This window comes from Nocardioides carbamazepini (assembly GCF_024614185.1).
GTDB lineage: Bacteria > Actinomycetota > Actinomycetes > Propionibacteriales > Nocardioidaceae > Nocardioides > Nocardioides carbamazepini.
In genome coordinates, this window is record NZ_JAHTLF010000018.1 from 690,892 (window position 1) to 702,498 (window position 11,607).

Annotated in this window: 10 protein-coding genes; 2 read left to right on the plus strand and 8 right to left on the minus strand. The window is 71.9% G+C overall.

Annotated elements, in window-relative coordinates; translation table 11 throughout:
* The first annotated feature begins 72 nt into the window (after window positions 1–72).
* Both pruA and KVF89_RS21985 read left to right on the plus strand, forming a co-directional pair.
* On the plus strand, window positions 73–1,728 hold the full coding sequence (gene pruA, locus KVF89_RS21980; protein ID WP_257428660.1) for an L-glutamate gamma-semialdehyde dehydrogenase: 1,656 nt from the start codon (window positions 73–75) through the stop codon (window positions 1,726–1,728).
* A gap of 43 nt (window positions 1,729–1,771) precedes the next feature.
* Complete coding sequence (locus KVF89_RS21985) at window positions 1,772–2,623, plus strand: MurR/RpiR family transcriptional regulator (RefSeq protein ID WP_257428662.1); 852 nt, start codon at window positions 1,772–1,774, stop codon at window positions 2,621–2,623.
* Window positions 2,624–2,702: 79 nt separating this feature from the next.
* Here the strand turns inward: KVF89_RS21985 and KVF89_RS21990 are convergent, their stop codons facing one another.
* The 8 genes from KVF89_RS21990 to mftD all read right to left on the minus strand — a co-directional run bounded on the left by KVF89_RS21990 (window position 2,703) and on the right by mftD (window position 11,485).
* A complete protein-coding gene (locus tag KVF89_RS21990) occupies window positions 2,703–3,782 on the minus strand; it encodes a branched-chain amino acid ABC transporter permease (protein ID WP_257428664.1) in 1,080 nt (359 codons plus the stop codon).
* Window positions 3,779–4,654 (minus strand): branched-chain amino acid ABC transporter permease, encoded by an 876-nt coding sequence (locus tag KVF89_RS21995; RefSeq protein WP_257428665.1) that lies wholly within the window; start codon window positions 4,652–4,654, stop codon window positions 3,779–3,781. Before KVF89_RS21995 ends, KVF89_RS21990 begins: the two co-directional genes overlap by 4 nt.
* Window positions 4,651–5,385, minus strand: a complete 735-nt coding sequence (locus tag KVF89_RS22000) for an ABC transporter ATP-binding protein (RefSeq protein ID WP_257428667.1) — start codon at window positions 5,383–5,385, stop codon at window positions 4,651–4,653. Before KVF89_RS22000 ends, KVF89_RS21995 begins: the two co-directional genes overlap by 4 nt.
* A 1-nt stretch (window position 5,386) precedes the next feature.
* A complete protein-coding gene (locus KVF89_RS22005; RefSeq protein WP_257428668.1) occupies window positions 5,387–6,136 on the minus strand; it encodes an ABC transporter ATP-binding protein in 750 nt (249 codons plus the stop codon).
* The gene (locus KVF89_RS22010; protein ID WP_257428669.1) at window positions 6,133–7,341 is read right to left on the minus strand and encodes an ABC transporter substrate-binding protein; all 1,209 of its coding nucleotides are present in this window, start codon (window positions 7,339–7,341) and stop codon (window positions 6,133–6,135) included. Before KVF89_RS22010 ends, KVF89_RS22005 begins: the two co-directional genes overlap by 4 nt.
* A gap of 118 nt (window positions 7,342–7,459) precedes the next feature.
* The gene (locus tag KVF89_RS22015; RefSeq protein ID WP_257428670.1) at window positions 7,460–8,809 is read right to left on the minus strand and encodes an aspartate aminotransferase family protein; all 1,350 of its coding nucleotides are present in this window, start codon (window positions 8,807–8,809) and stop codon (window positions 7,460–7,462) included.
* Window positions 8,793–10,271, minus strand: coding sequence for a GMC family oxidoreductase (locus tag KVF89_RS22020; protein WP_257428672.1), 1,479 nt, complete (start codon window positions 10,269–10,271; stop codon window positions 8,793–8,795). The genes KVF89_RS22015 and KVF89_RS22020 overlap by 17 nt, the downstream gene beginning before the upstream one ends.
* A gap of 32 nt (window positions 10,272–10,303) precedes the next feature.
* Window positions 10,304–11,485: a pre-mycofactocin synthase MftD gene (gene mftD / locus KVF89_RS22025; RefSeq protein ID WP_257428674.1), complete on the minus strand. Its 1,182-nt coding sequence runs from the start codon at window positions 11,483–11,485 to the stop codon at window positions 10,304–10,306.
* Window positions 11,486–11,607 lie beyond the last annotated feature (122 nt).

Below are 11,607 nucleotides of genomic sequence, written 5' to 3' on the forward strand. Positions count from 1 at the left end.
CTTTGGTTCGCAAGGGGCTATTCTGAAATCTCTGTTACTTTCAGGAGGAACCCCTTGGACTCGATCTCCCGCGTGCCCGCACCAGTCAACGAGCCCGTGCTCGACTACGCGCCGGGGAGTCCCGAACGGGCAGCGCTCAACAGCGCGCTCGCCGAGCTGGCCAACCGGCCGGCGGCGCTGCCGCACGTGATCGGCGGCCGGCCCGTGACCGGCACCGGCACGGAGACCGACGTCCGCGCACCGCACGACCACCGGCTGCGGCTCGGCACCCTGCGCAACGCGACCGCGGACGACGCCCGGGCGGCGGTCGCCGCCGCGCGCGCCGCGGCACCGGCCTGGCGCGACCTGCCGTACGACGAGCGGGCCGCCGTCTTCCTGCGGGCCGCCGACCTCCTCGCCGGCCCGTGGCGGGCCCGGCTGGTGGCCGCCACGATGCTCGGACAGTCGAAGACGTCGTACCAGGCCGAGATCGACGCGGCATGCGAGCTGATCGACTTCTGGCGGTTCAACGCCCACTTCGGTCGCGAGGTCCTCGCCGAGCAGCCCGTGGCCAACAGCGCCGGCACGTGGAACCGCACGGACCACCGCCCGCTGGAGGGCTTCGTCTACGCGATCACCCCGTTCAACTTCACCGCCATCGCCGCCAACCTGCCGACCGCGCCCGCGCTGATGGGCAACACCGTCGTCTGGAAGCCGTCCCCCACCCAGCAGCTCGCCGCGTCGCTCACCATGGAGCTGCTGCGCGCGGCCGGTCTCCCGCCGGGCGTGATCAACATGGTCACCGGCGACGGTCTCGCCGTCAGCGACGTCGTGCTCGACCAACCCGACCTCGCCGGCATCCACTTCACCGGCTCGACCGCGACCTTCCGGCACCTGTGGCGCGCGACGGCGCAGCGCCTGGACACCTACGCGTCGTACCCGCGGCTGGTCGGCGAGACCGGCGGCAAGGACTTCGTGCTCGCCGCCCCCTGCGCCGAGCCCGTCGCGCTGCGCACCGCGCTGGTGCGTGGTGCCTTCGAGTACCAGGGTCAGAAGTGCTCGGCCGCCTCACGCGCGTACGTCCCCTCCAGCGTGTGGGAGCGCATCCGCGAGGAGCTGGCCGAGACCGTCGACGCGCTGCCGATGGGCGACGTCCGCGATCACCGCAACTTCCTCGGCGCGGTCATCGACGAGCGCGCGTTCGCCCGGCACCGCGCGGTCCTCGACGAGGCGCAGGCCGACCCGAAGGTCGAGGTCGTCGCCGGCGGCACGTACGACGACGCCAAGGGCTGGTTCGTCCGGCCCACGGTGCTGCGCGTCGACGACCCCGAGCACCCCGCGTTCAGCACGGAGTACTTCGGCCCGATCCTCGCCGTGCACGTGTACGACGACAGCCTGCCCGGCGCGCTCGACGCGATCGTCGAGCAGGTCGACGCGACGTCGCCGTACGCGCTCACGGGCGCGGTGTTCGCGACCGACCGGACCGTCGTGCACCAACTCTCGGAGCGGCTGCGCTTCGCGGCCGGCAACTTCTACGTCAACGACAAGCCCACCGGCGCCGTCGTCGGCCAGCAGCCCTTCGGGGGCGGCCGCGCGTCGGGCACCAACGACAAGGCCGGCGCCGCGACCAACCTGCTGCGCTGGACCAGCCCGCGCTCGATCAAGGAGACCTTCGTCCCCGCCGTCGACCACGTCTACCCGCACATGCAGGACCCGCGCGAGGTCGACCTGACCGACCGGGTCTGGTGATGAACCGGCCGGGCAGCGGCGGCTGCGTTGATAGGTTCGGACAGTGACGGACATCCCCGGCGGCCACGCGTCGGTGCGCAAGCTGCTCATGGCGACCCTCGACGAGCTCAGCAACAGCGAGCGCAAGGTCGGGCGGGCGCTGCTCGCGCAGTACCCCACCGCCGGCCTCACGACGGTCGTCGACCTCGCGACAGCGGCCTCGGTCAGCCCCCCGACGGTGGTGCGCTTCGTGACCCGGTTGGGCTTCCCCGGCTTCCCCGCCTTCCAGCGGGCCCTGGTCCACGAGCTCAACGGCGAGCTCGGCTCGCCGCTCAAGCAGTACCCGGAGAAGGTCGGCCCGTCCGAGGAGGGCGTGCTGACCGAGACCCACCAGGCGTTCGCGGCGATGCTGTCCGCGTCGTACGACGAGCTGCCGGAGTCGGAGTTCGCCAAGCTGGTCAAGCTGCTGTGCGACCCCGGCCGCGAGGTCCGGGTCGCCGGCGGCCGGTTCAGCGGCTCGGTCTCGGAGTACCTCGTCGCCCACCTGCGGCTGCTGCGCTCCGGTGTCCACCACGTCAGCAACGACGACCTCGACCGGCGCACGACGATCGCGGACGCCTCGGCCAGCACGGTCTTCGTGATCTACGACTACCGCCGCTACACCGAGCAGAACCTGGTCTTCGCCGAGCGGATGGCCGGCCGGGGGGCGACGGTCTGCCTGATGACGGACAACTGGCTCTCACCGATCGCCAAGACCGCCCGCGTGGTCCTGCCGACGCGGGTCGAGTCGGCCTCGCCGTTCGACTCGCTGGTCGCCTCGATGGCGCTGACCGAGAGCATCGTCGCGGCCGTCGCCACCGCGGTCGGCGAGGCCGGCGTGAAGCGCCTCGAGCTCCTGGAGGAGTCGCCGGAGTAGCCCCGGCAGCACACGGCAACACACGACGGAAGGGTCCGAGCGCCGGGGCGCTCGGACCCGTCTGCCGCGGCGGGGTGGGTCAGGCGGCGCCGACCGGCTCCTTCGCCGGCGCCTCGGAACGGCGCTCCGCGCCGCCGCCACGACGCCTCCGCGGCAACCGCAGCTCCCGCACACCCATCAGGCCGTAGGGCGCCTTGACCAACACCACCAGCAGCACGGCCGCCACGATCAGGTCGGCCACGCCGGCCGGCAGCTCGTTGCCGCCGGTGAACCGGCCGTCCTGGAACCGCCGCAGCACCTCCTGCAGCGCACTCACCGCCAGGGCGCCGACCACGGCGCCGCTCAGCGAGAGGTAGCCGCCGAGCACGATCATCACGACGAACGAGAAGGTCGCGGTCAGGAAGAAGCCGTTGACGTTGAACGACGTGAGGTAGCCGGCGTAGAGCGCACCGGCCAGGCCGCACACGAGGGCGCTGAGCACCCAGGCGGTCGCCCGGTGCCGACCCACGGCGATGCCGGAGGCCTGGGCGGCCCAGAAGTCCTCGCGGGAGGCGCGCAGCTGCAGGCCCCCGCGCGAGCAGCGGTAGAGCCACGCCACGACGACCGCGGCCGCGGCGACGCCGAAGGCCCACCAGGTCGTCGTACCGCGGGGGATGCCGATCATGCTCGACGAGCCGCGGGTGACCTCGGTCCAGCTGTTGAGGACGTTGTAGGTGATGAGCAGCATCGCCAGCGTCGCGATGCCCGACTGCAGTCCGCTGAGCCGGGCCACGACGGGCGCGGTCACCAGGCCCACGACGGCGGCGACGAGGCCGCCGGCGAGGAGCGCGACCGGGAAGCTGCTGTGCACCTCGGCCAGCCACGACAGCCAGCCGGGCAGGTCCGCGAAGAGCGTCTTCTTCAGCGGCACCGGGATGGTCAGGTACGCCGTCGTGTACGCCCCGGCCGCCATGAACATGACGTGCCCGAACGACATCACGCCGGAGTTGCCGGAGAAGACCGACAGGCCGACGACGAAGACCACCGAGACCAGCGCGAGCGTCGCCACCCGAGCGGTCGTGACGTCGCCCGTGGCGCCGGCGAGCGCGACGAGCAGGACGAGGCCGACGAGGAGCGCGGGCGTCTGCACCGTGTCGAGGATCCGGTTCCGACTCTTCATGAGACACGCACCTTCGCGCCGGAGAGGAGGCCCTGGGGCCGGACGACGAGGACCGCGATGAGCGCCGAGAACAAGAAGGCGTCGCGGAACGCGATGAGGTCGGTCGGCAGCAGCGACTCGAGGAGCGCGGTCGCCGCGCCGAGCAGGAAGCCGCCGAGCGCGGCGCCCTTGAGGCTGCTCATCCCGCCGAGCACCGCGCCGACGACGCCGATCAGCATCGGCTGCAGGCCCATGTCGGCGCCGACCGAGCCCTGCCGGGCCACGAGCACGGCACCACCGATCGCCGAGAGCACGCCGACGATGACGAAGGCGGCGGGGATCACCAGGTTGGCCTTGACGCCGAGGCTCGCGGCCATCCGGAAGTCCTCGGCCGCGGCGCGCAGCTGGATGCCCAGGCTGGTCCGGCCCATCAGCCAGGCGACCACGAGCAGCATCACGCCGCACAGGACGAGGGTGACGAGGTCGAGCACGCTGACGTCGGCGCCCAGGATGGTGACCCGGTGCGACAGGAAGCGCTCGGGCGGCACGCCGCGCGTGCGCGGCAGCACCGTCATCCGGGCCAGGCTCTGCAGCGCCAGGCTGACCGCGAACGACGCGATCATCAGCGTCACCGGGTCGGCGTTGCGCAGCGGGTGGAAGGCGAGTCGCTCGCTGATCAGCGCCACCACGACGGCGAAGACGATCGCCATCAGCAGGGCGAAGGGCCAGGGCTGGTCGCGGAACAGGTACATCGCGAACGCGCCGGCGAGGATGAGCTCCCCGTAGGCGAAGTTCATCAGGCCGAGCACGCCGAACAGCAGCGCGACGCCGATCGTCAGCAGGGCGTAGAGCGCGCCGAGCCCGACCGCGTTGATGAGGAACTCGAGGATCATCGGGGATCACCCACTTCAGCAGGAGAGAAGCCGAGGTACTCGACGACGGCCGGCATGCGGCCGAGCTCGCTCGCGGTGCCGCTGCCCAGGACGCGACCGGGAGCCTGGAGCACGTAGGAGCGGTCGGAGACCTCGAGCGAGCGGACGGCGTTCTGCTCGACGAGCAGGATCGTCATGCCCTGCTCGCGCAGCGCGACCACGACGTCGAAGATCAGGTCGACGACGATGGGCGCCAGGCCCAGGGTCGGCTCGTCGAGCAGGAGGATGCGCGGGTTGAGCAGGAGTGCCCGCGCGATCGCGAGCTGCTGCTGCTCACCGCCGGAGAGCAGGCTGGCCCCGCGGCTCCAGTAGGTGCGCAGGATGGGGAACCGCTCGAGCTCGCGCTCGATGTCGGCCGCGACCTGCGCCTTGTCCTTGCGGGTGACCGCGCCGAGCCGGAGGTTCTCCCCCACGGTGAGGCTGGCGAAGATGCCACGGCTCTCGGGGACGTGCGAGACACCGGCCCGGATCGTCGAGTACGACTTGCTCGCCACCGACGTCCCGTCGACGGTGATCGAGCCGGACGCCACGGGCACCTCGCCCATGACCGCCTTGACCAGGGTGCTCTTGCCGGCGCCGTTCTGGCCGATGAGCGAGACCAGCTCGCCCTCACCCACCTCCAGCGAACAGCCTTGGACGGCTCGGACGGAGGAGCCGTACTGCAGGTGGACGTCCTCGATGCGCAGGACCATGTCAGTGTCGCTTTCCGAAGTAGATCTCGATGACCTGGGGATCGGAGCGGACGGCGGCGGGCTCGCCCTCGATGACCGTTCGGCCGCTGTCGAGGACGTGCAGCCGGTCGCAGGTGCCCATCACCACCGACATGTCGTGCTCGACGAGCAGGACGCCGCACTCGCGCCGCTGCGCGAACCCGCGGATCGCGGTGATGAGCTCGACCGCCTCGGTCTCGTTCTGGCCCGCGGCCGGCTCGTCGAGGAGCAGGAACCGCGGCCGGGCGGCGAGCGCCCGGGCGATCGCCGTGGTGCGGACCCGGCCCGCGGTGAGCCGCTCGGCCCGGTCGTCGGCGACGCCGTCGAGCGCGAGCTCGTCGAGGATCTCCTCGGTGAGCTCACGCGCCTCGCGGCGCCGCAACCCGGCGCCGAGCGCCGCTGCCTCGACGTTCTCGCGGACCGTGAGCCGACCGAAGACCCGCCCGCTCTGGAAGGTCCGTACGACGCCGCGGCGGGCGCGTCGCCGCATCGAGTGCCGGGTCAGGTCGACGTCGTCGAGCCAGATCGTCCCGGACGTCGCGCGCAGCATGCCGCTGAGCAGGTTGAGCGTGCTGGTCTTGCCCGAGCCGTTCGGCCCGATCAGGCCGAGCACCTCACCGCTGCGCACCTCGATGGAGACGCCGTCGACGGCCTTGACGCCGTCGAAGTGGATCCCGCCGTCGGCCATCCGCAGCACGGATGACCGACGGGGGAGCTGGGCGGCGGCGGTCATGACGCGCAGGAGTTGCCGTCGCCGACGTCCGGGATGGAGTCGACGCGCTGCTGTCCGGCGAAGGTCATCGCACCGTCGGCGACCTGGACCACGGTCATCGGCATGTCGATGATCTTGTGGCAGGTCTTCGAGAAGTAGGCCACGTCGCCGATCGGCGTCGTCACCGAGCCGTCGCCCTCGAGGGCCGCCTTGAGGTCACCGCCCGAGAAGGACTTCGCCTTGCCGGCGGCGTCCGCGAGCGCGGAGACCATGTTGTAGCCGAGCAGCGCGTAGCTCGAGGCCGGCGCGGCGTCGTACTCCGCCTGGTAGTCCTCGACGAACGCGTCGAGCTCGGCGGAGTCGGCGCCGGTGCAGTACACGTAGCAGGCGAACCCGGTGTAGTAGATGTCGCTGGCCTTCTCGCCGACGACGTCGAGCAGCACCTGGCCGTCGAGCGCGGCCGGGCCGACGATCGGGACGGTCACGCCGGCCTCGCGGAGCTGGCGGATCGCCGTGGCGCCACCGGGGTTCCAGCTGGCGACGTAGACGAAGTCGGGCTGGGTGGCCAGGCCCTTGAGCCGGCTGGCCTGGCTGCTGATGTTGACGTTGTCGCCACCGGGGAAGGCGTCGTCGCCGACGATCTCGCCGCCGAGGTCCTCGAACTTCGCGGTGAAGTAGCGGCCGGCCGACTTGGTGTACTCGATGCTCTCGTCCTGCAGCACGTACGCCGTGCGCCAGCCCTTCTCGTAGGCCCAGGCCGCGCCCGAGGAGCCTTCGACGTCGCTGCCGGCGTTGGCGGAGAAGACGTAGTCGCCGAGGGTCGTGGTGTCGGCCATCTTCGGGTCGCCCGCGCAGATGGAGACCGACGGGATCTCGGATGCCTGGGCGACCGAGGCGCCGGGAGCGCTGAGGTCGAAGTCGCAGGGGGTGACGAGCAGGTCGATCCCCTCGGCGATCAGCTCGGTGGCCGCCGTGCCGACGGTGTCGGGGTTGGAGCGGACGTCCTTGCTGATGACCTTGATCGACGTGCCGTCGATCCCGCCGTCGTCGTTGATCTCCTTGATCCGGAGCAGTGCGGCGTTGCCGGGCTCGACGTCGAACGGCGCCATGTTGCCGCTCTGGCTGAGGGCGAAGCCGACGACGAGCTGGTCGTCGTCGCCCGCGGCGTCGGAGCCGCCGGAGCAGGCGGTGGCGAGGACGAGAGGGGCGACAGCAGCAGCCGCCACCAGGGCCTGACGGCCTGAAAATGGGCGCGCGAAACCAAGCATGGGTCCTACCTAGGGTGTGAGGAGGTGGGTCGGAGTGGTGGTGGAAGGGGCGGGACGCCGCCCGGGCGGGTGGCCGCTAGGAGACGGCGGCCGACAGTGCGACCCGGACGCACTCGACCGTGGTGGCGACGTCGGCCTCGGTGGTGGCCGCGTTGAGCCGGCGGTCCCCGGTCGGGAACGCCGGCTCGAGGACGCCCTGGGCGAGCAGTGCGGCGTGGTAGCGCCCGTACATCTCGCCGTCGGACTGCATCGCCTCGCGGAAGTTGGTGGGGAGCTCGGGCCGGAAGTACACGCACCATTCGGAGCCGAGGCCGGTCACGGTCGCCGGGGCGCCCGTCTCGGCGATGGCGTCGGCGATGCCGGCCCGCATCTGCTCACCGCGCGCATAGAGCGTGGTGAAGATGTCGTCGCTCTCCATGATCTGCATCGTCTTGTTGGCTGCGGCGAGCGCGTACGGCGACGCGTTGTAGGTGCCGTCGATCGTCGCCTCGGTCTTGCTGTAGGCGCCGAGGTGGCCCATCAGCGCGTCGATCCCGGCCAGGCCGGCGAGCGAGTAGCCGTTGGCCACCGCCTTGCCGAAGGCGGTGAGGTCGGGAGTGACGCCGCAGACCGACTGGTAGCCGCCGATCGCCGCGCGGAAGCCGGTCTTGACCTCGTCCATCACCATGACGACGCCGTTCGCCGTGCAGAGCTCGCGGAGCAGCTCCAGGAAGCCGGGCGCGGCCGGCACGCAGCCGAAGCTGTGCACGTAGCCCTCGGTGAACGCGGCGGCCAGCTGGTCGCCGTACTGGTCGAAGGCGGTGCGCAGGCCGGCCACGTCGTTCCACTCGACGACCACGACGTCGGCGACCACGGCGGGGTGGAGGCCGCCACCGTTGGGGGTGTTGAGCGCCGAGCTGTCGGTGAGGTCCTTGCGCGAGCTGCCGACGGCGACGTGGTCGTTCCAGCCGTGGTACGAGCCGTGGAACTTGAGGATCTTGAGCCGGCCAGTCGCGGCCCGGGCCACGTGGACGGCGTGCATGGTCGCGTCGGTGCCGGAGGTGCAGAAGGCGACCTTGTCGGCCGAGGGCATGACCGCGCAGATCCGCTCGGCGAGCTCGGCCTCGCCGGCCTGCGGACCGACGCCGGTCAGGTCGCAGGTGTTGGCCGCGGCGAGGACGGCCTCGTTGACGCGGCGGTCGCTGTGGCCGAGCACGATCGGGCCCCAGGCGTTGAGGTAGTCGACGTACTGCCGGCCCTCCTGGTCCCAGATGTAGGCGCCCTGCGTGCGGACGAAGACCTGCTTCCAGCCGACGCGGTGGCCCGAGGAGACACCCCGCGGCACGACCGCCTCGGAGCGCCGCCAGGTCGCTGCCTGGTCGGCCGGCTGGTCGGCCGGCTGGCCGGCGGCCTGGTCGGTGCTGGTGGGCTCAGACAGAGTGGACACGGTCGGGGGCTCCTTCGGAGTCGGAGGGGGTCGGGACGAGGTCGGCGAGCAGCGCGGCGCTGAGCCGCTCGGCCACCATCACCACCGGCAGGTGGGTGTTGGCGGCGGGGACCTCGGGGATGACCGAGCAGTCGAGCACCCGGACGTGGTCGAGGCCGTGCACCCGGCCGCGCTGGTCGACGACCGCGCCGGGGTCGTCGGCACGGCCCATCCGGGCGGTGCCGACCGCATGGAAGTAGTCACCGATCGACGAGGTGAGCCAGGCGTCGTACGTCGCGGGGTCGTCGAGCGCCGACAGCGGGGTGCCGACGGCGTCGATGAACGCGTCCTCGACGATCTCCCGGAAGGGTGCGGTCTCCAGCAGCCGGAGGGCGACATCGACGGCCTCGCGCATGACGCGGCGGTCGCGGTCGGTGGTGAGCATCCGCTCGGCGATGACCGGTGGCCCGGTCGGGTCGTCGGGGTCGAGCCGCACCTCGCCGGTGGACGTCACCGTCATGACGGCGGCCATCACCACGGCGTGGTGGGCGGGCGTCGACTCCGACAGCGCCCCCTGCATCGGCAGCACGTGGATGTCGCCGGTCTCGATGCTGGACGACGTGCGGACCACCGCGTTGATGCACGGCTGGCCGGCGCGTACCTCACGTGCCCCCGGGCGCAGTGCGAGCAGGATCGAGGCGGCCGGGTGGTCCTGGAGGCCCTTGCCGACGCCGGGCCGGTCGCAGCCGCTGCGGAGCAGGATCGCTGGGGTCTCGATGGCCCCGGCGGCGAGCACCACCTGGTCGGCGCGCAGCTGGGTGCCGTCGAGCAGGACGACGCCGACGACGGCGTCCCCCTCACGCAGCAGCCGGTCGACCCGCGCCTCGGTGCGCAGCTCGACGGTGCCGCGCTCGAGCGCGGGCCGCAGGTAGACCTCGGCGCTCGACCGGCGCCCGAGCGCGTCGGCGTTGCGCCAGAGCGTGCCGCCGCCGTCGCCGGGGGTCAGCGTGTCGACGCCGGTGGCCAGGCCCAGCACGCCGGCGGCGTCGACGAGCGCGCGGTCCATCGGCGTGTGGTCCTCGGCCGGGGTGGCGACCAGGTCGCGGGCGAGCCGCTCGAAGGTCGGCGCGACGGCGTCCCAGGACCAGTCGTCGAGACCGTAGTGCTCGGCCCAGCGGTCGTAGTCGCGCGGCAGCCCGGGCAGGGCCAGCATCGCGTTGACCGCCGAGGAGCCGCCGACGCCGCGACCGCGGTGGTACTGCCGCGGCGCGTCTCCGGCGAGGCGGGTGGCCACGAGACCGGCGTCGAAGGCCTCGGGCGAGACCATGGCGTCCATCCAGTTCGCGGAGGCGAGCCGGGTGCCGGTCGCGGTGCCCTGCCAGTCGGGCCCGGCCTCGAGCAGCACGACCTCGTGCTCCTCGCTCAGCCGGGCGGCGGCGACGCAGCCGGCGCTGCCGGCTCCGACGATGATGATGCGTGCCATCTGCTCTCTCCGTTCCGTGGTCGCCGGGCGGGTCAGCTCGCCGGCGGGACGAAGAAGTGCGGGTTGAGCACCATCAGGTCCTCGCGGCTCAGCTCCGAGATCGAGCTGCGCCCGATACCGAACATGGTCTCGCGGATCCCGCTGCGCAGGATCTGCAGGACCTCGTGGACGCCGTCCTCCCCGTCGACCGCGAGGCCGTAGAGGAAGGCCCGGCCCACGAACACCGCGCGGGCACCGAGCGCGAGCGCCTTGACGACGTCCGAGCCACGGCGGATGCCACCGTCGAGGGTGACCTCGACCTGGTCGCCGACCGCGTCGACGATGCTCGGCAGGTAGCGCAGCGGCGAGGGGCTGCCATCGATGTTGTTGCCGCCGTGGTTGGAGATCCCGATGGCGTCGGCACCCAGGTCGACGCAGAGCTTGGCGTCCTTGACCGTGTTGATGCCCTTCACCATGAACGGGCCGCCCCACAGCTCGCGCAGCCACTTGACGTCCTCCCAGGTCGGGGCGGGCGTCTCCTCGAAGCGCGCCCACGCGGCGCCGAAGTAGGGCGTCGAGCCGTCGAGCTCGAAGAGGTTGGGGACCTTGAGGTCGGGGATCCGGCCGCGGCGCAGGTAGCTGCCGAACCAGAGCGGGCGCGAGAGCGCCTCCGGCGCGAGCTCGGCCATCGTCCGCAGCTTCATGTCGCTCGGCGGCGCGGGCGGCACGCCCCAGTCGCGGCGCGGCGTGTGCGACCAGTCGAGGGTGACGATGAGCGCCTTCGCGCCGGCGGCACGGGCCGCCTCGACCCGGGCCTCGATCTCGGCCTTGGTGCCGACCCAGTAGAGCTGGAAGATCGTCTTGTGGTTGGCGCGGGCGACCTCGGCCACCGGGTCCGAGGCCCAGGAGCTGAGCCCGACCGCCGTGCCGGCCCGGGCGGCGGCCCGGGCCACGCCGATCTCGCCGTCGGGGTGGATCGCCTGGGCGCCCACCGGGGAGATGACGACGGGGAACTCGATGTCGAGGCCGAGCAGCGACGTACGGGTGTCGATGTTCGTCGGCCGGTCGAAGACGGTGGGCGAGAAGCCGAGCTCGCTGAACGCCTTGATGTTCTCGTCCAACGTCCAGCCCTGCTCGTTGCCGGCCTTGACGGCCAGCCAGACCGCCCGCGGCAGGCGCCGTTTGGCCAGTCGCTCGGCCTCAGCCAGGTTGCGGAAGCGGATGCGCTTGCTCATCGGGGAACTCCTTCGACGATGGTGAGACCCGGATCACCGTAGGCTGAAACTTTTCTTACGGCAATACCCTTGGAAGAACTTTCTGTAACGGCCATGCCAGTCCGGCCGGGCCCGGATGAGAT